This window comes from Streptomyces flavotricini, from assembly GCF_020639365.1.
GTDB classification, from domain to species: Bacteria; Actinomycetota; Actinomycetes; order Streptomycetales; family Streptomycetaceae; genus Streptomyces; species Streptomyces flavotricini.
The window spans coordinates 6,949,637-6,973,574 of the sequence record NZ_JAINUL010000001.1 but is presented as its reverse complement, the minus strand read 5'-3'; the positions used below and the strand labels follow the sequence as shown (position 1 = coordinate 6,973,574).

21 protein-coding genes are annotated in these 23,938 nt (G+C 71.5%); 1 reads left to right on the top strand and 20 read right to left on the bottom strand.

What is annotated here, in order from left to right; all coding sequences use genetic code 11:
* Positions 1 to 175: 175 nt before the first annotated feature.
* The 14 genes from K7B10_RS31855 to pyrR all read right to left on the bottom strand — a co-directional run bounded on the left by K7B10_RS31855 (position 176) and on the right by pyrR (position 17,012).
* Positions 176 to 2,299, bottom strand: coding sequence for a primosomal protein N' (locus K7B10_RS31855; protein ID WP_229341555.1), 2,124 nt, complete (start codon positions 2,297 to 2,299; stop codon positions 176 to 178).
* A 318-nt stretch (positions 2,300 to 2,617) separates the two neighbouring features.
* The gene (gene metK, locus K7B10_RS31850) at positions 2,618 to 3,826 is read right to left on the bottom strand and encodes a methionine adenosyltransferase (protein ID WP_030873691.1); all 1,209 of its coding nucleotides are present in this window, start codon (positions 3,824 to 3,826) and stop codon (positions 2,618 to 2,620) included.
* A 197-nt stretch (positions 3,827 to 4,023) separates the two neighbouring features.
* Positions 4,024 to 5,238 carry a bifunctional phosphopantothenoylcysteine decarboxylase/phosphopantothenate--cysteine ligase CoaBC gene (coaBC, locus tag K7B10_RS31845; RefSeq protein ID WP_229341546.1) on the bottom strand — a complete coding sequence of 405 codons (1,215 nt, stop codon included), beginning with the start codon at positions 5,236 to 5,238 and terminating at the stop codon, positions 4,024 to 4,026.
* Positions 5,239 to 5,334: 96 nt separating this feature from the next.
* Complete coding sequence (rpoZ, locus tag K7B10_RS31840; RefSeq protein WP_004948662.1) at positions 5,335 to 5,607, bottom strand: DNA-directed RNA polymerase subunit omega; 273 nt, start codon at positions 5,605 to 5,607, stop codon at positions 5,335 to 5,337.
* A 63-nt stretch (positions 5,608 to 5,670) separates the two neighbouring features.
* Positions 5,671 to 6,234 (bottom strand): guanylate kinase, encoded by a 564-nt coding sequence (gene gmk, locus K7B10_RS31835; protein ID WP_229341537.1) that lies wholly within the window; start codon positions 6,232 to 6,234, stop codon positions 5,671 to 5,673.
* 61 nt (positions 6,235 to 6,295) lie between these two features.
* A complete protein-coding gene (locus K7B10_RS31830; RefSeq protein ID WP_008740406.1) occupies positions 6,296 to 6,619 on the bottom strand; it encodes an integration host factor in 324 nt (107 codons plus the stop codon).
* Between the two features lie 300 nt (positions 6,620 to 6,919).
* A complete protein-coding gene (gene pyrF / locus K7B10_RS31825) occupies positions 6,920 to 7,753 on the bottom strand; it encodes an orotidine-5'-phosphate decarboxylase (RefSeq protein ID WP_308284694.1) in 834 nt (277 codons plus the stop codon).
* Between the two features lie 23 nt (positions 7,754 to 7,776).
* Positions 7,777 to 8,886, bottom strand: a complete 1,110-nt coding sequence (locus K7B10_RS31820; RefSeq protein WP_229341535.1) for a quinone-dependent dihydroorotate dehydrogenase — start codon at positions 8,884 to 8,886, stop codon at positions 7,777 to 7,779.
* Between the two features lie 83 nt (positions 8,887 to 8,969).
* A complete protein-coding gene (gene carB, locus K7B10_RS31815; RefSeq protein WP_229341533.1) occupies positions 8,970 to 12,278 on the bottom strand; it encodes a carbamoyl-phosphate synthase large subunit in 3,309 nt (1,102 codons plus the stop codon).
* Entirely contained in the window at positions 12,271 to 13,419 is a 1,149-nt protein-coding gene (carA, locus tag K7B10_RS31810) for a glutamine-hydrolyzing carbamoyl-phosphate synthase small subunit (protein WP_229341524.1), read from the bottom strand. Before carA ends, carB begins: the two co-directional genes overlap by 8 nt.
* Positions 13,416 to 13,997: a PH-like domain-containing protein gene (locus K7B10_RS31805; RefSeq protein ID WP_229341514.1), complete on the bottom strand. Its 582-nt coding sequence runs from the start codon at positions 13,995 to 13,997 to the stop codon at positions 13,416 to 13,418. The genes carA and K7B10_RS31805 overlap by 4 nt, the downstream gene beginning before the upstream one ends.
* The gene (locus K7B10_RS31800) at positions 13,994 to 15,280 is read right to left on the bottom strand and encodes a dihydroorotase (RefSeq protein WP_229341512.1); all 1,287 of its coding nucleotides are present in this window, start codon (positions 15,278 to 15,280) and stop codon (positions 13,994 to 13,996) included. Before K7B10_RS31800 ends, K7B10_RS31805 begins: the two co-directional genes overlap by 4 nt.
* A 2-nt stretch (positions 15,281 to 15,282) precedes the next feature.
* Positions 15,283 to 16,272 (bottom strand): aspartate carbamoyltransferase catalytic subunit, encoded by a 990-nt coding sequence (locus K7B10_RS31795; RefSeq protein WP_030157459.1) that lies wholly within the window; start codon positions 16,270 to 16,272, stop codon positions 15,283 to 15,285.
* A 143-nt stretch (positions 16,273 to 16,415) separates the two neighbouring features.
* Positions 16,416 to 17,012, bottom strand: a complete 597-nt coding sequence (gene pyrR, locus K7B10_RS31790; RefSeq protein ID WP_229341510.1) for a bifunctional pyr operon transcriptional regulator/uracil phosphoribosyltransferase PyrR — start codon at positions 17,010 to 17,012, stop codon at positions 16,416 to 16,418.
* A 264-nt stretch (positions 17,013 to 17,276) separates the two neighbouring features.
* On the opposite strand from pyrR, the gene bldD reads away from it, so the two are divergent.
* Positions 17,277 to 17,777, top strand: a complete 501-nt coding sequence (gene bldD / locus K7B10_RS31785; RefSeq protein ID WP_007263032.1) for a transcriptional regulator BldD — start codon at positions 17,277 to 17,279, stop codon at positions 17,775 to 17,777.
* A 161-nt stretch (positions 17,778 to 17,938) separates the two neighbouring features.
* Here bldD and nusB read toward each other — a convergent pair whose 3' ends face one another.
* From nusB to K7B10_RS31755, 6 genes are all read right to left on the bottom strand, one after another.
* Positions 17,939 to 18,370, bottom strand: a complete 432-nt coding sequence (gene nusB, locus K7B10_RS31780; protein WP_030294584.1) for a transcription antitermination factor NusB — start codon at positions 18,368 to 18,370, stop codon at positions 17,939 to 17,941.
* A 2-nt stretch (positions 18,371 to 18,372) separates the two neighbouring features.
* A complete protein-coding gene (gene efp / locus K7B10_RS31775; RefSeq protein ID WP_030859979.1) occupies positions 18,373 to 18,939 on the bottom strand; it encodes an elongation factor P in 567 nt (188 codons plus the stop codon).
* Between the two features lie 59 nt (positions 18,940 to 18,998).
* Positions 18,999 to 20,108, bottom strand: a complete 1,110-nt coding sequence (locus K7B10_RS31770; RefSeq protein WP_229341508.1) for an aminopeptidase P family protein — start codon at positions 20,106 to 20,108, stop codon at positions 18,999 to 19,001.
* A 170-nt stretch (positions 20,109 to 20,278) separates the two neighbouring features.
* Positions 20,279 to 22,651 (bottom strand): ATP-binding cassette domain-containing protein, encoded by a 2,373-nt coding sequence (locus K7B10_RS31765; protein ID WP_229341506.1) that lies wholly within the window; start codon positions 22,649 to 22,651, stop codon positions 20,279 to 20,281.
* A gap of 61 nt (positions 22,652 to 22,712) precedes the next feature.
* A complete protein-coding gene (locus K7B10_RS31760) occupies positions 22,713 to 23,069 on the bottom strand; it encodes a VOC family protein (RefSeq protein ID WP_229341504.1) in 357 nt (118 codons plus the stop codon).
* Positions 23,070 to 23,151: 82 nt separating this feature from the next.
* Positions 23,152 to 23,931: an AAA family ATPase gene (locus K7B10_RS31755; RefSeq protein ID WP_229341493.1), complete on the bottom strand. Its 780-nt coding sequence runs from the start codon at positions 23,929 to 23,931 to the stop codon at positions 23,152 to 23,154.
* Positions 23,932 to 23,938: the final 7 nt, after the last annotated feature.

Genomic DNA, 23,938 nt, shown 5'->3' with positions numbered 1-23,938 from the left:
GCCGGGACGCCGACTCTCCGACGGCCGGCCGGCCCGACGCCGCATCCGCACTCCCGCCCCCGGTGGGGACGGCCCCCGTGGCCGCCCCCACCGGGGGCGTTCGGCTGCGCGGCTGCCCGGCCCGGGTTCCAGGGCCTGCCCTGGGGGTGTTTTGCCGATCGGGCCGGGACGCTTCCTAGCCGATGTCCGGCGGGTCGATCCGGACCCGCACCACCTCCGCCGCCGGGACCCCTCGGGCCAGCCGGGCCGCCTGGGCCGACTTCAGGGCGGCCGCCAGCGCCGCCCCGCTGCCGGGCGGGACGCGGACCAGGGCCCGCTCCCCCGGCGAGGCCTCCCCGCGCCGCCCCGGCACCGGGACCGGACCGAGCACCTCCGCGTCCGCCGGCAGCCCGGCTCCGGCCAGGAAGGCCTCCACCGCCTCGCCGCGGCCGGCGACGGCCGCCATCCGGGACACCGGCGGGAACCCGAGCTGGGCACGCTCCGCGAGCTCCCGTACGGCATGGCCCACCGGGTCCCACCGTACGAGGGCCTGGACCGGCCGCAGCGTCGGCTCCGCGACCACCACGACCTGCCCCTCACCCCGTACCAGCGAAGCGGCCGCGATCCACCGGCGCAGCGCGTCCTCCCCGGCCCGCAGATCGGGCCGGGTCAGCATCGCCCAGCCGTCCAGCAGCAGCGCCGCCGCGTACCCGGCGCCCGCCGCGACCGGCTCGGCCCCCGGGGTGCACACCACCAGCGCGGGCCGGTCCGGCACCTCATCCAGGATGTGGTCGCGCCCCGATGTCCGTACGGGCACGGCCGGGAAGGCCCGCCCCAGCTCCTCGGCCGTCCGCCGGGCCCCCACCACCTGGGCGCGCAGCCGGAAGGACCCGCACTCCTCGCAGTGCCAGGCGCTCTCCTGCCGGCCGCACCAGCCGCAGTGCAGGTCCCGTGCGTCGGGGGCCTCCAGCGGTCCCGCGCAGACCTTGCAGCGGGCAGGAGCGCGGCACCGCTCGCACGCCAGCCGGGGGGCGTAGCCCCGCCGCGGCACCTGGACGAGGACCGGCCCCGACTTCAGTCCCTCCCGTACGGTCTCCCAGGCCAGGCTCGGCAGCCGGGCGGCGCGGGCCGCCTCGTCCCGGGCCAGGAGTTCGTCGCCCACGGTCCGGATCCGGGGCGCGCAGGCCCGTACCGTCTCGCGGTCGGCGACGAGCGGCCGCGCCCAGCCCGTCTCGACCAGCTGGGCGGCCTCCACCGTGCAGCTGGTGCTCCCGGCCAGGAATCCGCAGCCGTCGCCGACGGCGCGCAGCTCCAGCACCTCCCGTACGTGCGGGAACGGCGCGTGGTCGTCGCTGTGGCTGGAGTCGCCGTCGTCCCAGATGGCGACCAGCCCCAGGTCCCGTACGGGCGCGAACATCGCGGCCCGGGTGCCGATGACGGCGCGGACCGAGCCCCGGTGCACGGCGAGCCACTGGCGGTAGCGCTTCTCGGGTCCGGATTCGGCGGTCAGCAGTGCGTGCCGGCCCTCGCCGAGCAGGGCGGTGAGCGCCGCGTCCACCCGGGCCGCGGTGCGTCCGTCGGGCAGGACGGCGAGGGCTCCGCGGCCGGAGGCGAGGGTGGCGGCCATGGCCCGGGCCAGCTCGTCGGCCCAGCCCGGTCCGGGCAGGGCGGTCCAGACGGCGCGCGGCGCACCGCCGGTGGCCAGCGCCCGCAGGAAGGCGGGGCCGGCGCCGTACCGCGCCCAGCCGCCCGGTTCGGGTGCGGGGGGCGGGGGCAGGGGCTCGGGCGAGGGCTTGGCCTCGGCGCGGGCGCTGCGCGCGGGCAGGGCGAGCTGGAGTACGTCGGCCAGGCTGCCGGCGTACCGGTCGGCGACGGCCCGGGCCAGGGACAGCATGCCGGGGGTGAGCACGACCTCGGGCGAGACCACCTGGGCGAGGGCGGCGAGGGCTCCGTGGTAGTCGGACTCGGCGCGCCGCTCGACGATGAACCCGTCGATGAGGCCGCCGCCCTCGCGGCGTCCGCCGTGCACGCGGTGGCCGCCCGCCCCGAAGCGGACCCGGACGCGGACGCCGGGCCGTGCGGCCTCGGAGAGTTCGGCGGGGACGGCGTAGTCGAAGAGCCGGTCGAGATGGAGCACGCCCTTGTTGACGAGGACGCGGGCCACGGGGAGCTCCTCGGCGACGGCGGCTCCGCGCCAGGTGCGCGGCTTGGCCTTGGGGGCCTTGGCCTTCGCCTCGGCGACCATCTCCCGCATCAGCGCGAGCTGCTCCGGCGGGGCGCCGGCGGCGCCCGTCGGCTCGGATTCGTTCTCGCTGCTCACAGCTGCATTCTTACCAAACGGCACCGACAGCGGGAGCCGGTGCGCGGGTCCGGGGCGCTCCCCCGTGCGGCGGCGGCCCCGCGGGCCGCGGCCGTGTTCCGGGCCCTCCCGGGATCAGGGCGGGCGGCGGCGGACGCTGCCGTCCTTCACGGCCGGACCTGAGCCCGGCTCCGGATGGAGCCGTCGCCCCTCGCCCCGGGAGGGCACCGCCACGCCAGCGGGCGGGCGCGGGGCGGGGGCGCGGGGGGCGCCAACGCCGTACGGCCCCGGACCGGGGTCCGGGGCCGTACGGCTGCGTACGCGCGGTACGCGGGGGTCCTACAGGCCGGCGGCCGCGCGCAGGGCGTCCACGCGGTCGGTGCGCTCCCAGGTGAAGTCCGGCAGCTCGCGGCCGAAGTGGCCGTAGGCGGCGGTCTGGGCGTAGATCGGGCGCAGCAGGTCGAGGTCGCGGATGATCGCGGCCGGGCGGAGGTCGAAGACCTGGCCGATCGCGTCCTCGATCTTCTGGACCTCCACCTTGGCGGTGCCGAAGGTCTCGACGAAGAGGCCGACGGGCTCGGCCTTGCCGATGGCGTACGCGACCTGGACCTCGCAGCGCGAGGCGAGGCCGGCGGCGACCACGTTCTTCGCGACCCAGCGCATGGCGTACGCGGCGGAGCGGTCGACCTTGGACGGGTCCTTGCCCGAGAAGGCGCCGCCGCCGTGGCGGGCCATGCCACCGTAGGTGTCGATGATGATCTTGCGGCCGGTGAGGCCGGCGTCGCCCATCGGGCCGCCGATCTCGAAGCGACCGGTCGGGTTGACCAGCAGACGGTAGCCCTCGGTGTCGAGCTTGATGCCGTCCTCGACGAGCTGGGCCAGGACGTGCTCGACGACGAACTCGCGGATGTCCGGGGCGAGCAGCGAGTCCAGGTCGATGTCCGAGGCGTGCTGCGAGGACACGACGACGGTGTCGAGGCGGACGGCCTTGTCGCCGTCGTACTCGATGGTGACCTGGGTCTTGCCGTCGGGGCGCAGGTACGGGATGGTCCCGTTCTTGCGGACCTCGGACAGGCGGCGCGAGAGCCGGTGAGCGATGTGGATCGGGAGCGGCATGAGCTCGGGGGTCTCGTCGCACGCGTAGCCGAACATCAGGCCCTGGTCGCCGGCGCCCTGCTTGTCGAGTTCGTCCTCGTCGCCCTCGACCCGCTTCTCGTACGCGGTGTCGACGCCCTGCGCGATGTCGGGGGACTGCGCGCCGATGGACACCGACACGCCACAGGAGGCGCCGTCGAAGCCCTTCTTCGAGGAGTCGTAACCGATCTCGAGGATCTTGTCGCGGACGAGCTGCGCGATCGGCGCGTACGCCTTCGTCGTCACCTCACCGGCGATGTGGACGAGACCGGTGGTGATGAGGGTCTCCACGGCCACACGCGAGGTCGGGTCCTCGGTGAGAAGTGCGTCGAGGATCGTGTCGCTGATCTGGTCAGCGATCTTGTCGGGGTGACCCTCGGTGACGGACTCCGAGGTGAACAGGCGACGGGACACAACGCTCCCTGGGGTTGCAGCGGCTGCTGGCTGATCATTTGGCGGAACCACACCGGGGGCTGCGCCCGATCACGTTCCGAGTGTGCAGTTTATCGGTCGCCACCGTTTGCCGGACCACCTGTCTCGCCCAATGGGAGCCATGTGACCTGCGGCACTCCATTCTGGCTCATGGAATCCGCTACGAGAAGAGCCGTCACTCAGGCGCGTCGGGGGGCGAGTCGCCCGGCGATCCGGTCCCAGATCACCTCGGCCAGCGCTTCCTTCGGACCGTAGGGAACCGGAGTTTCCGTCCCGTCGGAGGCCAGGATGACGGCTTCGTTCTCCTCGGAACCGAAGGTCTTGGCTTCGCCCACCTCGTTCACGACGAGAAGATCACACCCCTTGCGGAGCAATTTGGCCCGCCCGTTCGCGAGCACGTCGTCCGTTTCGGCGGCGAAACCGACCACGACCTGGCCTTCCCGGGCCCGGTCGGCCGAGATCTCCGCGAGGACGTCGGGGTTGCGGACGAGCGCCACGGGGGCCGGATCCTGCCCGTCCTTCTTCTTGATCTTGCCGGTCACGTACTCGGCCGGCCGGAAGTCGGCCACGGCCGCGGCCATCACCACGGCGTCGGCGTCCGCTGCCGCCTTGAGCACGGCCTCGCGCAGCTGTACGGCCGTCCCGACCCGGACGACGTCCACCCCGGCCGGGTCGGCCAGCGCGGTGTTGGCCGCCACGAGGGTGACCCGGGCCCCGCGGGCGACGGCCGTGCGGGCCAGCGCGTAGCCCTGCTTTCCGGAGGAGCGGTTGCCGAGGAAGCGGACCGGGTCGAGCGGCTCCCGCGTGCCTCCCGCGCTGATCACCACGTGCCGGCCGGCCAGGTCGGGCTCGGCCGCCCCGCGCGCCAGGACCCTCCGGCACACCTCGAAGATCTCCTCGGGGTCGGGCAGCCGCCCCTTGCCGGTGTCCTTGCCGGTGAGCCGGCCGACGGCGGGCTCGATGACGACGGCCCCGCGGCGGCGCAGCGTGGCCACGTTCTCCCGGGTGGCGGGGTGCTCCCACATCTCGGTGTGCATGGCGGGGGCGAACACCACCGGGCAGCGCGCGGTGAGCAGCGTGTTGGTGAGCAGGTCGTCGGCGAGGCCGTGAGCGGCCTTGGCGAGCATGTCGGCGGTGGCGGGGGCGACGACGACGAGGTCGGCGTTCTGCCCGATGCGGACGTGCGGGACCTCGTGGACGGTCTCCCACACCTGCGTGCCGGCCGGGTTCCCGGAGAGCGCGGCCCAGGTGGCCTCGCCCACGAAGTTCAAGGAAGCCGCCGTGGGGACGACCCGCACCTCGTGCCCGGACTCGGTGAGCCGGCGCAGCAGCTCGCACGCCTTGTACGCGGCGATGCCGCCGCTGACTCCGAGCACGATCTTCGGCTTACCCACCACACGCCCCTATCGCTGACCGTCGTACGTGTCTATGACACACCACAGGCCCGGCAGATGTTCTGCCGGGCCTGTGCTGAAAGGATTCTCGGTGCCTTACTGGGCCGGGGCCTCGATGGCCTCGGAGGTCAGCAGACCCGCGTTGATCTCGCGCAGCGCGATCGAAAGCGGCTTCTCGTGGACGTGGGTGTCCACCAGCGGGCCGACGTACTCGAGCAGGCCCTCACCGAGCTGCGAGTAGTACGCGTTGATCTGACGCGCACGCTTGGCCGCGTAGATCACGAGGCTGTACTTCGAGTCCGTGGCCTCGAGCAGCTCGTCGATCGGCGGGTTGATGATGCCCTCGGGCGCGGTGATGGAAGAGGACACGCTCTACCTTCCGAAGAATGGGTGAATGATCAAGCATTGACCGAAATGAACATCGATCAACGATCAGACAACTTCCATCAAGGCTAGCAGCTCGCGCGCCACGTCCTCGACGGAGGTGTTGACCAGGGTGGTGTCGAACTCGGACTCGGCAGCCAGTTCGACCTTGGCGGACTCCAGCCTGCGCTGGATGACCTCCGGTGATTCGGTGCCGCGGCCGGTGAGCCGGCGGACCAGCTCGTCCCAGCTCGGCGGTGCGAGGAAGACGAGCTGGGCGTCGGACATGGACTCGCGGACGAGTCGCGCGCCCTGGAGGTCGATCTCCAGGAGAACGGGTTCTCCGCTCTCCAGGCGTTCCACCACCGCGCCGCGCGGTGTGCCGTAGCGGTTGCCCGCGAATTCGGCCCACTCCAGCAGCTCGCCGTTGGCGATCAGCTTGTCGAACTCGTCGTCGTTGACGAAGAAGTAATGGACTCCGTGTCGCTCACCGGGCCGCGGCTTGCGGGTGGTGGCCGACACCGAGAGCCATACCTCGGGGTGGACCTTGCGCATATGCGCGACGACCGTGCTCTTGCCGACCCCCGAGGGGCCGGAGAGCACGGTCAGCCGCGGACGAACCTCTGCTGCCATAGAGCGATTATCCAGGTTCTCGGGACTGCCTGAGAACGCCGGGCGAACTTCAGGCAACGCGTCAGCCGGCAGGAGTGCCGAACTCACGCTCCAGAGACGCGATCTGGTTGGAACCGAGACCTCGGACACGCCGGGACTCGGAGATGCCGAGGCGCTCCATGATCTGCTTGGCGCGGACCTTGCCCACGCCAGGCAGGGACTCCAGCAGGGCGGAGACCTTCATCTTGCCGATGACGTCGTTCTCCTGGCCCGTCTTGATGACCTCTTGGAGCGAGGCGCCGGAGTGCTTGAGTCGATTCTTCACCTCGGCCCGCTCCCGGCGAGCCGCGGCGGCCTTTTCGAGCGCGGCTGCGCGCTGTTCAGGGGTAAGGGGCGGAAGAGCCACGCCTACGTCACCTCGGATGTCGAACTGTCGGATACGGACCAGTGGGGAGCCCCAGGGCACCACACCAGGCGAATGCCCGAACAGCGGTGGAACTCGTTCGCTGCTCGTCACTCTGATCGGAGACTAGCGGCCATGACCGCTCCAGTCAGCGAGAACGGACGAAAAGTCCTGGTCAGCCTCCACTGAACCGTACATCACGGACAAAACACCCCGGTTTTGTCCGGGGAAAGACGTTCGATTTTCGTCAGACCGTACGACGCGCGGTGCGGCCGGCCCTCCCGACGGCATCCCCGAACGGACTCAGGCGGAGACCGCCGCGCGGATTTCGTCCGCGAACCGGGTCGCCGAGGCGCGCAGCGCGGCTGCGTCCGGACCGTGCTTCAGCACGCCCCGCGAGACGTTCGGGACCACATTGCGGACGGCCGCGCCGAAGACCGCCGGGAGGTCGGCCGCCGTCGCGCCCTGCGCGCCGATGCCGGGGGCCAGCAGCGGACCGTTGATGTCCAGGTCGAAGGAGGACAGGTCGCCGAGCGTGGCCCCGACCACCGCTCCGAAGGAACCCATCGGCGAGGCGCCCTCGTTCTCCGCGGCGAGGTGTCCGAGCATCGTCGCGCCGATCGTGCGGCCGTCCTCGCGGACCGCGCGCTGGACCTCCGCGCCCTCCGGGTTCGAGGTGAGCGCGAGGACGAAGAGTCCGGCGCCCGAGCGGCGGGCCAGCTCCACGGCCGGCTCCAGCGAGCCGTAACCCAGGTACGGGGAGACCGTCAGGGCGTCGGAGAACAGCGGCGAGGACGGCGACAGGAAGGCCTGCGCGTACGCGGCCATCGTCGAGCCGATGTCCCCGCGCTTGGCGTCCATCACGACCAGCGTGCCGGCGGACCGCGCGTCGGCCACGGTCCGCTCCAGCACCGCGATGCCCTTGGAGCCGAAGCGCTCGAAGAAGGCGGCCTGCGGCTTGAAGACGGCGACCGAGTCGGCAAGCGCCTCGACGACCGTGCGGGAGAACTTCTCCAGGCCCGCGATGTCGTCGTCCAGGTCCCAGGAGGCGAGGAGCGCCGCGTGCGGGTCGATGCCCACGCACAGCGGGCCGCGCGCGTCCATCGCCGCGCGCAGGCGGGTGCCGAAGGGGGTCACGGTCTCGGTCACGGGGGTCTCGGTCACTGCATGGCCTTCCGGGTTTCGGCGCCGACGGCCTCGGCGAGGGTCGCGTACGGGCTGACGGCCAGGCGCGCGGCCAGGCCCTTGTGGATCGCGCGGGCGTAGAACGGGCCCTCGTAGATGAACGCGCTGTACCCCTGGACGAGGGTGGCGCCGGCCAGGATCCGCTGCCAGGCGTCCTCGGCGTTCTCGATGCCCCCGACGCCCACCAGCACCAGCCGGTCGCCCACGCGGGCGTACAGGCGGCGCAGGACCTCCAGGGAGCGCTCCTTGACCGGGGCGCCCGAGAGGCCTCCGGTCTCCTTCACGAGGTCCGGGGAGGACTTCAGGCCCAGCCCCTCGCGCGCGATGGTGGTGTTGGTCGCGATGATGCCGTCCAGGCCGAGCTCCAGCGCCAGGTCGGCGACCGCGTCCACGTCCTCGTCCGCGAGGTCCGGGGCGATCTTGACGAGCAGCGGGACGCGGCGGTCGGTCACGGTGCGGTCCGCGGCCTCCCGCACGGCCGTCAGGAGCGGGCGCAGGGACTCGGTGGCCTGGAGGTTGCGCAGGCCGGGCGTGTTCGGCGAGGAGACGTTCACGACCAGGTAGTCCGCGTGGCGGGCCAGGCGCTCGGTGGAGGCGACGTAGTCCGCGACCGCCTCCTCCTCCGGCACGACCTTGGTCTTGCCGATGTTGACGCCCACGACCGTCTTGAAGACCGGGACGCGGGCCGCCAGGCGGGCCGCCACGGCCGCGGAGCCCTCGTTGTTGAATCCCATGCGGTTGATCAGCGCGCGGTCCGGCACGAGCCGGAACAGCCGCTTCTTGGGGTTGCCCGGCTGGGCCTGCGCCGTGACCGTGCCGATCTCGATGTGGTCGAAGCCGAGCATCGACATGCCGTCGATGGCGACGGCGTTCTTGTCGAAGCCCGCCGCGAGACCGAAGGGGCCGTGCATGCGCAGCCCGAGTGCCTCGGTGCGCAGCTCCTCGTGGCGCGGGGCCAGGGCCGCGGCGACGAAGGTGCGCAGCACCGGGGTGCGGGCCGCGAGCCGGATCCAGCGGAAGGCCAGGTAGTGGGCCTGCTCCGGGTCCATCCGCTTGAAGACCAGGTTGAAGAAGAGCTTGTACATGTCGAGAAGATCCCTTGTGCGCTCATGACGAGGGGGACACCGATGCGCATCGCGCATCCGTGTCCCCCTCCTCGTACGGGCTGCTAGTCGCGGGCCGCGGTCAGGTGCTCCGCGTGCTCCTGGAGCGAGCGCACGCCCACGTCGCCGTGGTTGAGCGCGTCGATGCCCTGGACGGCCGCGGCGAGCGCCTGGACCGTGGTCAGGCACGGGACGCCGCGGGCCACGGCCGCCGTGCGGATCTCGTAGCCGTCGAGGCGGCCGCCGGTTCCGTACGGGGTGTTGACGATCAGGTCGACCTGGCCGTCGTGGATGAGCTGGACGATCGTCTTCTCGCCGCCCGGGCCCTCGCCCTCGCTGAGCTTGCGCACGACGGTGGCGTTGATGCCGTTGCGGCGCAGCACCTCGGCGGTGCCGGAGGTCGCCATGAGCTCGAAGCCGTGGTTGACGAGCTCGCGCGCCGGGAAGATCATCGAGCGCTTGTCGCGGTTGGCGACGGAGATGAACGCGCGGCCCTTGGTGGGCAGCGGGCCGTAGGCGCCGGCCTGCGACTTGGCGTAGGCCGTGCCGAAGACCGAGTCGATGCCCATGACCTCGCCGGTGGAGCGCATCTCCGGGCCGAGGACGGTGTCGACGCCGCGGCCGTGGATGTCGCGGAAGCGCGACCACGGCATGACGGCCTCCTTGACGGAGATCGGCGCGTCGAGCGGCAGGGTGCCGCCGTCGCCGGTCTTCGGGAGCATGCCCTCTTCGCGCAGTTCGGCGATGGTGGCGCCGAGCGAGATGCGGGCGGCGGCCTTGGCGAGCGGGACCGCGGTCGCCTTCGAGGTGAAGGGGACGGTGCGCGAGGCGCGCGGGTTGGCCTCCAGGACGTAGAGGATGTCACCCGCCATCGCGAACTGGATGTTGATCAGGCCGCGCACGCCGACGCCCTTGGCGATGGCCTCGGTGGAGGCGCGCAGGCGCTTGATGTCGAAGCCGCCGAGGGTGATCGGGGGCAGGGCGCAGGCCGAGTCGCCGGAGTGGATGCCGGCTTCCTCGATGTGCTCCATGACGCCGCCGAGGTAGAGCTCGGTGCCGTCGTAGAGGGCGTCCACGTCGATCTCGATGGCGTCGTCGAGGAAGCGGTCGACGAGGACCGGGCGGGTCGGGGAGATCTCGGTGGATTCCGCGATGTACGAGGACAGCCGGTCCTCGTCGTAGACGATCTCCATGCCGCGGCCGCCGAGCACGTACGAGGGGCGCACGAGGACCGGGTAGCCGATCTCGTCGGCGATGGCCTTCGCGCCCGCGAAGGTGGTGGCGGTGCCGTGCTTGGGGGCCGGCAGGCCGGCCTCGGCGAGCACCTGGCCGAACGCGCCGCGGTCCTCGGCGGCGTGGATGGCCTCCGGCGGGGTGCCGACGACCGGGACGCCGTTGTCCTTGAGGGCCTGGGCGAGACCGAGGGGGGTCTGGCCGCCGAGCTGGACGACGACGCCGGCGATGGGGCCGGCCAGCGACTCGGCGTGGACGATCTCCAGCACGTCCTCGAGCGTGAGCGGCTCGAAGTACAGGCGGTCGGAGGTGTCGTAGTCGGTGGAGACGGTTTCCGGGTTGCAGTTGACCATCACGGTCTCGTAGCCGGCGTCGCTGAGGGCGAAGGAGGCGTGGACGCAGGAGTAGTCGAACTCGATGCCCTGACCGATGCGGTTCGGGCCGGAGCCCAGGATGATCACGGCGGGCTTCTCGCGGGGCGCGACCTCGCTCTCCTCGTCGTACGAGGAGTAGAAGTACGGGGTCTTCGCGGCGAACTCGGCGGCGCAGGTGTCGACGGTCTTGTAGACCGGGCGGACGCCCAGCGCGTGGCGGACCTCGCGGACGACGTCCTCGCGCAGGCCGCGGATCTCGGCGATCTGGGCGTCGGAGAAGCCGTGGCGCTTGGCCTCGGCGAGCAGCTCGGGGTGGAGCTTCTCGGCGGCGGCCAGCTCGTCGGCGATCTCCTTGATCAGGAAGAGCTGGTCGACGAACCAGGGGTCGATCTTCGTGGACTCGAAGACCTCTTCCTGGGTGGCGCCGGCGCGGATGGCCTGCATGACGGTGTTGATGCGGCCGTCGGTGGGGCGGACGGCGGTGGCGAGGAGCTCTTCCTTGTCGCCGACGGGGCCGACGAAGGTGAACTGCGAGCCCTTCTTCTCCAGGGAGCGCAGGGCCTTCTGGAGGGCCTCGGTGAAGTTGCGGCCGATGGCCATGGCCTCGCCCACCGACTTCATGGTGGTGGTGAGGGTGGCGTCGGCCAGCGGGAACTTCTCGAAGGCGAAGCGCGGTGCCTTGACGACGACGTAGTCGAGGGTCGGCTCGAAGGAGGCCGGCGTCTTCTCGGTGATGTCGTTGGGGACCTCGTCGAGGGTGTAGCCGATGGCCAGCTTGGCGGCGATCTTGGCGATCGGGAAGCCGGTGGCCTTCGACGCGAGCGCCGAGGAGCGCGAGACGCGCGGGTTCATCTCGATGACGATGACGCGGCCGTCGACCGGGTCGATCGCGAACTGGATGTTGCAGCCGCCGGTGTCGACGCCGACCTCGCGGATGATCGCGATGCCGATGTCGCGCAGCCGCTGGTACTCGCGGTCGGTCAGCGTCATCGCCGGGGCGACGGTGATGGAGTCGCCGGTGTGGACGCCCATCGGGTCGAAGTTCTCGATGGAGCAGACGACGACCACGTTGTCCTTGGTGTCGCGCATCAGCTCCAGCTCGTACTCCTTCCAGCCGAGGATGGACTCCTCCAGGAGCACCTCGGTGGTCGGGGAGAGCGTGAGGCCCTGGCCGGCGATGCGGCGCAGCTCGTCCTCGTCGTGGGCGAAGCCCGAGCCGGCGCCGCCCATGGTGAAGGAGGGGCGCACGACCACGGGGTAGCCGCCGAGGGTGTCGACGCCCTTGATGACGTCGTCCATGGAGTGGCAGATGACCGAGCGGGCGGACTCGCCGTAGCCGATCTTGGCCTTGACGGCCTCGACGACGCCCTTGAAGAGGTCGCGGTCCTCGCCCTTGTTGATGGCCTCGACGTTGGCGCCGATGAGCTCGACGCCGTACTTCTCCAGCACACCCTGCTCGTGCATGGAGATGGCGGTGTTGAGCGCGGTCTGGCCGCCGAGGGTCGGCAGCAGCGCGTCGGGGCGCTCCTTCGCGATGATCTTCTCGACGAACTCGGGGGTGATCGGCTCGACGTACGTGGCGTCGGCGATCTCCGGGTCGGTCATGATCGTCGCGGGGTTGGAGTTCACCAGGATGACCCGCAGGCCCTCGGCCTTGAGGATGCGGCAGGCCTGGGTGCCGGAGTAGTCGAACTCGGCGGCCTGGCCGATGACGATCGGGCCGGAGCCGATGACCAGGACGGACTGGATATCGGTGCGCTTAGGCACGCTCGGCCTCCATCAGGGTTACGAAGCGGTCGAAGAGGTAGGCGGCGTCGTGCGGGCCGGCTGCCGCTTCGGGGTGGTACTGGACGGAGAAGGCCGGCTGGTCGAGCAGCTGGAGGCCTTCGACGACCTGGTCGTTCAGGCAGACGTGGGAGACCTCGGCGCGGCCGTAGGGGGTCTCGGAGACCTTGTCGAGGGGCGCGTCCACGGCGAAGCCGTGGTTGTGCGCGGTGATCTCGACCTTGCCGGTGGTGCGGTCCTGCACCGGCTGGTTGATGCCGCGGTGGCCGTACTTCAGCTTGTACGTGCCGAAGCCGAGCGCGCGGCCCAGGATCTGGTTGCCGAAGCAGATGCCGAAGAGCGGGGTCTTGCGCTCCAGGACGCCCTGCATGACGGCGACGGGGCCGTCGGCGGTGGCCGGGTCGCCCGGGCCGTTGGAGAAGAACACGCCGTCCGGCTCGACCGCGTAGACGTCCTCGACGGTGGCGGTGGCGGGGAGCACGTGCACCTCGATGCCGCGCTCGGCCATCCGGTGCGGGGTCATGCCCTTGATGCCGAGGTCGACGGCGGCCACGGTGAACTTCTTCTCGCCGATGGCGGGGACGACGTACGCCTCCTTGGTGGCGACCTCGGCGGAGAGGTTCGCGCCCTTCATCTGCGGGGCGTCTTGGACCTTGGCCACCAGGGCCTCGTCGCGGACGCCCTCCCAGGCGGCCCCCGAGAAGATGCCGACGCGCATGGCGCCGCGCTCGCGCAGGTGGCGGGTCAGGGCGCGGGTGTCGATGCCGCAGATGCCGACGACGCCCTGCTTGACCAGCTCCTCGTCCAGCGAGCGCTGCGAGCGCCAGTTGGACGGGACGCGGGCGGGGTCGCGTACGACGTACCCGGCGACCCAGATGCGGGAGGACTCGGGGTCCTCGTCGTTGACGCCGGTGTTGCCCACGTGCGGGGCGGTCATCACGACGACCTGCCGGTGGTACGACGGGTCGGTGAGGGTCTCCTGGTAGCCGGTCATGCCGGTGGAGAACACGGCCTCGCCGAAGGTCTCCCCCACGGCGCCGTAGGCGCGGCCGCGGAAGATCCGACCGTCCTCCAGGACGAGTACGGCGGGAGCTTTGGCTGCTCCCCTGGTGGAGGTCGTCATCGTTCGGCGCCTTCCGTCGTGATGGATTGGTTCATGAGATTGATGGCCTCGACCCAGGCGGCGTGTTCGGCCGCGCGGTCGGAGCGGAATCCGGAGTCGATCAGCTTGTCGCCGTGCGCCCACGTGACGACGAGGAGACCGCCCTCGGTGAGTACCTTGCCCGCGATCCCCTTGTCGAGGCGGGCGCCGCGCAGCTGCGCGGCCGGTACGAAGAAGTCGGTGGCACCCGGACGGACCACGTCGAGGCCCGCGTCGGTGAGCGTGAGCTCGACCCGGCTGCGCACCCCCAGGCCGTGGGCGACGATCCGGTCGAGCCACTGCCCGGCGGTGGTGGACCCGTGGTAGCGGCCGGTCAGGGCCAGCCGGTGCTCGGGGAGGCCGCCGGGGGCGGCGGGCAGCTCCGGCAGATCGCTCTGCAGGGCGCCGCGCCATTTCCAGCCCTGCCGCATCAGCCAGTACACGAACGCGATGAAGACGAGCAGACCGAGCACCCACGACATGCGGGCGCCCCAGTCCGTCACCTCCGCCGACCGTCGCTCGGCAGCCTCTGCGGCCAGTTGGATTACTGCAGGTGTCACGCCAGTTTCCCGTCCACGACCGTTGCCCGGCCCCGCAGGAAGGTGTGAGTGACGCGTCCCGGCAGCTCACGGCCCTCGTAAGGCGTGTTGCGGCTGCGGGAGGCGAAGTGTGCGGGGTCCACGACACCACGGTACGAGGTATCGACCAAGGTCAGGTTCGCGGGTTCACCTGCCGAGACGGGGCGGCCGTGGTTGTCCAGGCCGCCGATCCGCGCCGGGGCGAAGGACATGCGCTCGGCGATGCCCGCCCAGTCGAGCAGTCCGGTCTCCACCATCGTCTGCTGGACGACGGAGAGCGCGGTCTCCAGGCCGACCATGCCCATGGCGGCGGCGGCCCACTCGCAGTCCTTGTCCTCGTGCGGGTGCGGGGCGTGGTCGGTGGCGACGATGTCGATCGTGCCGTCGGCGAGCGCCTCGCGCAGGGCCATGACGTCGCGCTCGGTGCGCAGCGGCGGGTTGACCTTGTAGACCGCGTTGTACGAGCGGACCAGCTCGTCGGTGAGGAGCAGGTGGTGCGGGGTGACCTCGGCGGTGACGTCGATGCCGCGGGACTTGGCCCAGCGGACGATCTCGACGGATCCGGCGGTGGAGAGGTGGCAGATGTGCACGCGGGAACCGACGTGCTCGGCGAGGAGGACGTCGCGGGCGATGATCGACTCCTCGGCGACGGCCGGCCAGCCGCCGAGGCCCAGCTCGGCGGAGACGACGCCCTCGTTCATCTGGGCGCCCTCGGTCAGGCGGGGCTCCTGGGCGTGCTGCGCGACGACGCCGCCGAAGGCCTTCACGTACTCCAGGGCGCGGCGCATGATGACGGCGTCGTCGACGCACTTGCCGTCGTCGGAGAAGACGGTGACGCGGGCGGCGGAGTCGTGCATGGCACCCAGCTCGGAGAGCTGCTTGCCCTCCAGGCCGACGGTGACGGCGCCGATGGGCTGCACGTCGCAGTAGCCGGACTCCTTGCCGAGGCGCCAGACCTGCTCGACGACGCCTGCGGTGTCGGCGACGGGGAAGGTGTTCGCCATGGCGAAGACGGCGGTGTAGCCGCCGGAGGCGGCGGCGCGGGTGCCGGTCAGGACGGTCTCGGAGTCCTCGCGGCCCGGCTCGCGCAGGTGGGTGTGCAGGTCGACGAGGCCGGGGAGGAGGACCTGGCCCTCGGCCTCGATGACGGTCGCGCCCTCGGCGGACAGGTTCTGTCCGACCTCGGCGATGGTCTCGCCGTCGATCAGGACGTCCTGCGCCTCGCCACCGAGTACCTTCGCGCCACGGATCAGGATCTTGCTCATCGTTACTTGCTCTCCTCGATGCGGGGCGTGCTGGTGGTGGTGACGGCCGGCTCGGAGCCTCCGAGCAGCAGGTACAGGACGGCCATCCGGGTGGAGACGCCGTTGGCGACCTGCTCGACGGCCGTGCAGCGGTCGGAGTCGGCGACTTCGGCGGTGATCTCCATGCCGCGGTTCATCGGGCCGGGGTGCATGACGATGGCGTGCTCGGGCATCTTGGCCATGCGGTCGCCGTCGAGCCCGTACCGGCGGGAGTACTCCCGCTCGGTCGGGAAGAAGGCGGCGTTCATGCGTTCGCGCTGCACACGCAGCATCATGACCGCGTCGGACTTCGGCAGCACGTCGTCGAGGCTGTACGAGACCTCGCAGGGCCAGCTCTCGACGCCGATCGGGACCAGGGTGGGCGGGGCCACGACCGTGACCTCGGCGCCGAGCGTGTGCAGCAGCTGCACGTTGGATCGGGCGACGCGGCTGTGCAGGACGTCGCCGACGATCGTGATGCGGCGGCCGTTCAGGTCCTTGCCGAGGCCGGCGTCGCGGCCGACCAGACGGCGTCGCATGGTGAAGGCGTCCAGCAGGGCCTGCGTGGGGTGCTCGTGGGTGCCGTCGCCCGCGTTGACCACGGCGGAGTCGATCCAGCCGGAGGTCGCGAGCCGGTAGGGGGCGCCGGAGGCGTGGTGGCGGATGACGACCGCGTCGGCTCCCATCGCCTCCAGGGTCAGCGCGGTGTCCTTGAGGGACTCGCCCTTGGAGACCGAGGAGCCCTTGGCGGAGAAGTTGATGACGTCGGCGGACAGCCGCTTGGCGGCAGCCTCGAAGGAGATCCGGGTGCGGGTCGAGTCCTCGAAGAAGAGGTTCACGACGGTGAGGCCGCGCAGGGTGGGCAGCTTCTTGATCGGCCGGTCCGCGACGCGTGCCATCTCCTCGGCGGTGTCGAGGATGAGGACGGCGTCGTCGCGCGTGAGATCGGCGGCCGAGATGAGGTGGCGCTTCATCAGGGTGCTCCGTTTGTCGATGAGGTCAGAGCGGCGGGCAGGGCGCAGCGGCGGGGAGGCGTGGGCTGCGGCGGGATGGAGTGCGGCCCGGCGGGCAGGCTCGCGCGCGGGCCCCCGCGTTCGGGGCCCCTCACTCGTACGGGCTACTGCCCGGCGGCCGTGTCGGTCCGCTGGCCGAGCAGCACGGCGTCTCGGCCGTCCTCCTCCTGGAGCTGGACCTTGACGGTCTCCCGCAGCGACGTGGGGAGGTTCTTGCCGACGTAGTCGGCACGGATCGGCAGCTCGCGGTGGCCGCGGTCGACGAGGACCGCCAGCTGCACGGCACGGGGGCGGCCGAGGTCGCCCAGCGCGTCCAGGGCGGCCCTGATGGTGCGGCCGGAGAAGAGCACGTCGTCGACGAGGACGACGAGGCGTCCGTCGATGTCGTCGCCGGGGATCTCGGTGCGGCCGATCGCGCGGGCGGGCTTCAGCCGCAGGTCGTCGCGGTACATGGTGATGTCGAGGGAGCCGACCGGGATCTTCGTGCCGGTGATCTCTTCGAGCTTGGCGGCCAGCCGGCGGGCGAGGTACACACCGCGGGTGGGAATGCCGAGGAGCACCACGTCGTCGGCGCCCTTGGCGCGTTCGACGATCTCGTGGGCGATGCGGGTCAGCACCCGCGCGATGTCCTGTGCCTCGAGCACGGGGCGCATCGCCTCGGTGCCCTGGGCACCGACATTCTGAGCAGCCTGAGCGTCCATGAAGAGGACCTCCTTCTCCGCCTCACGGGACGGACCTTAAAGGACGTCTGATGTACGTGCTCCACCGTACCAGGGCCCGGGCGGGGAACCGGCACGGGGCGCGGGCGGCGCCCCTCGCGGGACGGCCTCCGACATCATTCGGCTTGACGCATCCAAGTAACGCTGCGTAACCTCACAGTGAGTTACCAGCCGCGCGGCGGAGCCGCACGTGGTCCATGTCGTCAGCGTCCATGTCGTCACAGCGTCACAGCGTCCGGGAGCGTTATGTCCAGCGAATACGCCAAACAGCTCGGGGCCAAGCTCCGCGCCATCCGCACCCAGCAGGGCCTCTCCCTCCATGGTGTCGAGGAGAAGTCCCAGGGCCGGTGGAAGGCCGTGGTGGTCGGTTCGTACGAGCGCGGGGACCGCGCCGTGACCGTCCAGCGCCTCGCCGAGCTGGCGGACTTCTACGGGGTTCCGGTGCAGGAGCTGCTGCCGGGCACCACTCCGGGCGGGGCCGCCGAGCCGCCGCCGAAGCTGCGCCTCGACCTGGAGCGCCTCGCGGGCGTGCCCGCGGAGAAGGCCGGCCCGCTCCAGCGGTACGCCGCCACCATCCAGAGCCAGCGCGGGGACTACAACGGCAAGGTGCTGTCGATCCGCCAGGACGACCTGCGCACCCTGGCCGTCATCTACGACCAGTCCCCCTCGGTCCTGACCGAGCAGCTCATCAGCTGGGGCGTGCTCGACGCGGATGCGCGTCGCGCCGTGGCGCACGAGGACATCTAGTCCCCGCGCCCAGGACCAGCAGAAACGTTACCGGCGTGGGCCGGGAGCCAGGAGTGGCTCCCGGCCCACGCCGGTTTTCGCGTACCGGCTGCGCGCGAACGCACGGAGGGCCCGCAGCGCGCGTGCGCTGCGGGCCCTCCGTGCTCGCCGAACCGCCTGGGCTACTCGCCCCGGCGCAGACTCGGCTTCAGGTCCTTGAAGCGGGCCAGCAGCCCGTTCACGAACGAGGGGGACTCGTCCGTCGAGAACTCCTTGGCCAGCTGGACGGCCTCGTCGATGGCCACGGCGTCCGGGGTGTCGTCCACCCAGATCAGCTCGTAGGCACCGAGCCGCAGGATGTTCCGGTCGACGACCGGCATGCGGTCGAGCTCCCAGTCCACGGCGTAGGTGACGATCAGGTCGTCGATGCGGTTCACCTTGTCGGCGTACCCCTCGACGAGATCCATCGTGAAGGCGCTGACGGGCGGCTGCCGGTCGTCCGAGCGCGCGTGGCGGATCCAGTCCGCGAGGACCTCGCGCACGGGCACCCCGCGCTGGTCGGCCTCGAACAGGATCTGGAAGGCGCGCTTGCGCGCGTTGCTGCGGGCAGCCACGGTTAGCTGTTCACCCGGCCGAGGTAGTCGGAGGTACGGGTGTCGACCTTGACCTTCTCGCCCGTGTTCACGAACAGCGGGACCTGGATCTCGTGACCGGTCTCCAGCTTGGCCGGCTTGGTGCCGCCCGTGGAGCGGTCGCCCTGGACGCCCGGGTCGGTGTGCTCGATGGTCAGCTCGACCGCGGCCGGGAGCTCGACGTAGAGCACCTCGCCGTCGTGCTGGGCCACGGAGGCGGTGAAGCCCTCGATGAGGAAGTTGGCGGCGTCGCCGACGGCCTTCTTGTCGACCATCAGCTGGTCGAAGGTGCTCATGTCCATGAAGACGAAGTAGTCGCCGTCCATGTACGAGAACTGCATGTCGCGGCGGTCGATGGTGGCCGTTTCGACCTTCGTGCCGGCGTTGAACGTCTTGTCGACGACCTTGCCGGAGAGCACGTGCTTGAGCTTGGTGCGCACGAAGGCCGGGCCCTTGCCGGGCTTGACGTGCTGGAACTCGACGACGGACCAGAGCTGGCCGCCATCGAGCTTGAGCACCATGCCGTTCTTGAGGTCGTTCGTGGAAGCCACGGTTGCGGAATCTCCTGCACTGGAAGACCACGGGTGCGCGCACAGCCCGCCGCGGCGGGCTAGAGCGCGAGCAGCTCCTTGGTCGTAATGGTGAGTAGCTCGGGACCGCCGTCCGCCTCGGGGCGCACGACGAGCGTGTCATCGATCCGGACACCTCCCCGGCCCGGGAGGTGAACCCCCGGTTCGACGGTGACCGGCACGCAAGCGTCCAGTTTACCCATTGCCGTAGGTGCAAGCTGCGGGTCCTCGTCGATTTCGAGGCCGACACCGTGTCCGGTCGACGGAGCGAGGGCTTCGGCATGGCCCGCGGAGTCCAGTACGGAGCGCGCCGCGCGGTCGACTTCGCGGTACGCGGCGCCGGGCAGCAGCGCCTCGCGGCCCGCCCGCTGCGCCGCGAAAACAAGATCGTAGAGCTCGATCTGCCAGTCGGCCGGGCTGGTGCCGATCACGAAGGTCCGGCCGATCTCGCAGCGGTAGCCGCGGTAGTTGGCACCGAGGCAGACGGAGAGGAAGTCCCCCTCCTCGACACGGCGGTCGGAGGGCCGGTGCCGGGAGCGGCCGGAGTTCGGCCCGGTGCCGACGGAGGTGGGGAAGGCGGGCCCGTCGGCTCCGTGGTCGACGAGACGGCGCTCCAGCTCCAGGGCGAGGTGGCGTTCGGTCCGGCCCACCAGGATCGACTCCAGCAGCTCGCCGAGGGCCTGGTCGGCGATCTCGGCGGCGATCCGCAGGCAGGCGATCTCCTCCTCGTCCTTGACGAGGCGCTGCTGCTCCACGGCGGCCCCCAGGTCCACGAGCCGCAGCTTGGGGGCGACGGAGCGCAGGGCGCGGTGGCGGGCGACGGTGAGGTGGTGCTCCTCGACGGCCAGCGACTCGACCCGCAGCGCACCGGCCGCGTCTCCGGCCGCCACGGCCGCGTCGCTCCCGGGGCCGGCCAGTACGGAGAGCCTGAGCCGCTCGTCGAGGCGGCCCTCGTCGGCTTCGCCGCTGGGCGGGCCGACGGTGAACAGCATGTCCTCGCCGTCCGGCCCGACGAGCAGGACCGCGGACGGCGGGGACGCCCCGGCGAGGTAGCGGACGTTCGCCGGACGCGTGATCAGTGCGGCGGCGTTCCCGGCGGCGGCACATCGGTCGCGAAGCAGGCCCCGGCGGGCCGCGTACACGTCTGACATGTCTTCGAGCGTACGAGCGCCCCGCGCATCCGGCCTGGTGAGCGCATCCGTACGGGGCCGGGGCCCGGCGGCTGACCGGCCGGGGGCCGCCCCGGCCGCCGGGCCCGGGCCGGACGCGGCCCGGTCAGGCGCCGGGCCCCGCCCCCGGTCATCCGCCGGGCCCCGCCCGGTCAGGCGCCCACGTACGCCGCGAGGTGCTCGCCGGTGAGGGTGGCGCGCTCGGCGACGAGCTCGGCGGGGGTGCCCTCGAAGACGACGCGGCCGCCGTCGTGGCCGGCGCCGGGCCCGAGGTCGATGATCCAGTCGGCGTGCGCCATGACGGCCTGGTGGTGCTCGACGACGATCACCGACTTGCCGGAGTCGACGAGCCGGTCGAGCAGCCCCAGCAGGTGCGCGACATCGGCGAGGTGCAGGCCGGCCGTCGGCTCGTCCAGGACGTAGACCCCGCCCTTGTCGGCCATGTGGGTCGCCAGCTTGAGCCGCTGGCGCTCGCCCCCGGAGAGGGTGGTGAGCGGCTGGCCGATGGTGAGGTAGCCGAGCCCGACGTCGGCGAGGCGCGCGACGATGCGGTGCGCGGCCGGGAGGTGTCCCTCACCGGACCCGAAGAACGCCTCTGCCTCGGTCACCGACATCGCGAGCACCTCGCTGATGTCACGGCCGCCGAAGTGGTAGTCGAGGACCGAGGAGTCGAACCGCCTGCCCTCGCACTCCTCGCAGGTGGTGGCGACCCCGGCCATCATCGCCAGGTCGGTGTAGATGACCCCGGCGCCGTTGCAGGTCGGGCAGGCGCCCTCGGAGTTGGCGCTGAACAGGGCCGGCTTCACGTCGTTGGCCTTGGCGAACGCCTTGCGGATCGGGTCGAGCAGCCCGGTGTACGTGGCCGGGTTGCTGCGCCGGGACCCCTTGATGGCTCCCTGGTCGACCGAGACCACCCCCTCACCGGCGGGGATCGAGCCGTGCACGAGCGAGCTCTTGCCCGAGCCGGCGACGCCGGTGACGACGGTGAGCACCCCGAGCGGGATGTCGACGTCGACGTCGCGGAGGTTGTGGGCATCTGCCCCGCGGATCTCCAGCGTGCCGGTGGGCTTGCGCACGCTCTCCTTGACGCAGGCCCGGTCGTCGAAGTGCCGGCCGGTGATCGTGCCGCCGGTCCGCAGCCCTTCGACGGTGCCTTCGAAGCAGACGGTGCCGCCGCCCGAGCCGGCGCCGGGGCCGAGGTCGACGACGTGGTCGGCGATCGCGATCGTCTCCGGCTTGTGCTCCACGACGAGGACCGTGTTGCCCTTGTCCCGCAGGCGCAGCAGCAGCTTGTTCATCCGCTGGATGTCGTGCGGGTGCAGGCCGGTGGTGGGCTCGTCGAAGACGTACGTGACGTCGGTGAGCGAGGAGCCGAGGTGGCGGATCATCTTGACGCGCTGCGCCTCGCCGCCGGACAGCGTGCCCGAGGCGCGGTCGAGCGAGAGGTAACCGAGGCCGATCTCCACGAACGAGTCGAGGGTCCCCAGCAGGGTGGCGAGCAGGGGAGCCACGGAGGGCTCATCGAGGGCGCGGACCCATTCGGCCAGGTCCCGGATCTCCATCGCGCACAGGTCCGCGATGTTCTTCCGCTCGATCTTCGAGGACCGCGCGCCCTCGTTGAGCCGGGTTCCCGCGCAGTCGGGGCAGGTGGTGAAGGTGACCGCCCGTTCCACGAAGGCCCGGATGTGCGGCTGCATGGACTCGGTGTCCTTGGACAGCATCGACTTCTGCACGCGGGGGATCAGGCCCTCGTACGTCATGTTGATGCCCGCGATCTTCATGCGGGTCGGTTCGCGGTGCAGGAGGTCCTGCAGTTCCTTCTTGGTGTACTTGCGGATCGGCTTGTCCGGGTCGAAGAACCCCGACTCGATGTAGAGGCGGCTGTTCCAGCCGCCCCCGGTGTAGCCCGGGATCGTGAACGCGCCCTCGTTGAGGGACTTGGTGTCGTCGTAGAGCTGCGTGAGGTCGATGTCGGTGACCGCTCCCCGGCCCTCGCAGCGCGGGCACATGCCGCCGGTGATGCTGAAGCTGCGCTTCTCCTTGACCTCCTGCCCGCCGCGCCGGACGGTGACCGCGCCGGCCCCGCTGATGGAGGCGACGTTGAAGGAGAACGCCTTGGCGGAGCCGATGTGCGGCTTGCCGAGCCTGCTGAACAGGATGCGCAGCATGGCGTTGACATCGGTGGCGGTGCCGACCGTGGAGCGCGGGTCCCCGCCCATCCGCTGCTGGTCGACGGTGATCGCGGTGGTGAGGCCGTCGAGCACGTCCACCTCGGGCCGGGCCAGCGTCGGCATGAAGCCCTGGACGAAGGCGCTGTAGGTCTCGTTGATCAGCCGCTGTGACTCGGCGGCGATCGTGTCGAACACCAGCGAGCTCTTGCCCGAGCCGGAGACACCGGTGAACACCGTCAGTCGGCGCTTGGGGATCTCGATGCTGACGTCCTTGAGGTTGTTCACGCGCGCGCCGTGCACGCGGATCAGGTCGTGGCTGTCGGCATCGTGCGGCGCGGACCTGGCCATGCTCATCGTGTCTCCGTACGTCGGTTCGGGCGGCCTGGCTCGATCTAACCAGCTGAGCGGGGCGCGCTCACCGGTCCTGGAGGAGCCCGAGGACGTTGCCGTCGGGGTCGGTGAAAGTGGCCACGAGGCGGCCGCCGCCGACGTCGCGCACGGGGTCCTTGAGCTTGCCCCCGGCGGCGGTCACCTCGGCGATCTTGGCCTCGATGTCCGGCACGTGCCAGTGCGCCACGGGCGCGGCCATGCCCTGCTGAGCGCCGCCGGGCACCAGCCCGATCTGCTGGCCGCCGGTCTCGTAGCCGACGTAGTAGGGCTCGTCGACCGTGGGAGCGACACCGAGCAGCGCGGTGTAGACGTCCTTGGCCGCGGCCAGGTCGGAGACGGGGTGCAGGACGGTCTTGATTCCCTGGGTGGGAGAGGTGGTCATGATCACTCCTGAAGCGGTGGGGTTGGCGTGGAATTCACGCTAGCCGCGGGGTGCGGCTCCACGCTTCTCCAAACCTGACCGGTCAGAAGGCGGGTGTCCCGAGGGTCCGGGCCAGGGCCTCGTCCAGGGCCCGGGAAGTGGCCTCCACGTCCAGGTCCGAGTTGTCGATGATCGGCAGGCCCGAGCCGTACCAGCCCGCCATGCGGCCGTGGATGCGGGCGACCTCCTCGTCCGAGAGGCGCCGGTTGCCCGAACGTGCGGCGTTGCGCTCCAGGACGATCTCCAGGCCGGGCAGGAGGACGACGGGCAGCAGGGCGGGCCCCACGTGCCGCTTCCAGCCGCCCAGGCCCACCACCGGCCGGTCGGGGAAGACGGCGTCGTCGAGGATGCAGGAGATCCCGTTGGCCAGGAAGTTGCGGGCGGCGAAGCCGCAGGTACGGCGGGCCAGCCGGTACTGGGCCTCGGAGTGGTCGTTCCAGCCGGCCTGCGGGTCCGCGAAGCCCGAGCACACCCACTCCCGGACGTCGTCCAGGCTCACGTGGGCGGTCGGAACCGGCCGGGTGCTCGCCCAGTGCCGGGCCACGGTGGTCTTGCCCGCGCCCGCCGGGCCGATCAGGAGCACGGCCAGCGTGGCCCCACCCGTCCCGGCCACCGCGGGAGGCAGCGGAATGTGCCCCGTGGCCTCGGACACGGGCGGCGGCGAATGCGGCTGCACGTGCGGGACCTGTGCCTGCGGGGGCGCGTGCGGCGGCACCGGCACCGGCCACCCGTGCGCGGGGGGTATCGGCGGCTGCGGGGGCACGGCCGGTTGATGTCCCGGCTGCCCCCAGCCCGCGCCGCCGCCCCCCACTCCTTGCTGCATCCGCTGC

Bases quoted from the DNA above. Each gene is read 5' to 3' on its own strand.
- gmk (WP_229341537.1), bottom strand. From the start codon at position 6,234: ATGGCAGCAGAGGTTCGTCCGCGGCTGACCGTGCTCTCCGGCCCCTCG.
- K7B10_RS31820 (WP_229341535.1), bottom strand. From the start codon at position 8,886: ATGTACAAGCTCTTCTTCAACCTGGTCTTCAAGCGGATGGACCCGGAG.
- carA (WP_229341524.1), bottom strand. From the start codon at position 13,419: ATGACGACCTCCACCAGGGGAGCAGCCAAAGCTCCCGCCGTACTCGTC.
- K7B10_RS31800 (WP_229341512.1), bottom strand. From the start codon at position 15,280: ATGAGCAAGATCCTGATCCGTGGCGCGAAGGTACTCGGTGGCGAGGCG.
- K7B10_RS31795 (WP_030157459.1), bottom strand. From the start codon at position 16,272: ATGAAGCGCCACCTCATCTCGGCCGCCGATCTCACGCGCGACGACGCC.
- pyrR (WP_229341510.1), bottom strand. From the start codon at position 17,012: ATGGACGCTCAGGCTGCTCAGAATGTCGGTGCCCAGGGCACCGAGGCG.
- bldD (WP_007263032.1), top strand. From the start codon at position 17,277: ATGTCCAGCGAATACGCCAAACAGCTCGGGGCCAAGCTCCGCGCCATC.
- K7B10_RS31770 (WP_229341508.1), bottom strand. From the start codon at position 20,108: ATGTCAGACGTGTACGCGGCCCGCCGGGGCCTGCTTCGCGACCGATGT.
- K7B10_RS31765 (WP_229341506.1), bottom strand. From the start codon at position 22,651: ATGAGCATGGCCAGGTCCGCGCCGCACGATGCCGACAGCCACGACCTG.
- K7B10_RS31760 (WP_229341504.1), bottom strand. From the start codon at position 23,069: ATGACCACCTCTCCCACCCAGGGAATCAAGACCGTCCTGCACCCCGTC.
- K7B10_RS31755 (WP_229341493.1), bottom strand. From the start codon at position 23,931: ATGCAGCAAGGAGTGGGGGGCGGCGGCGCGGGCTGGGGGCAGCCGGGA.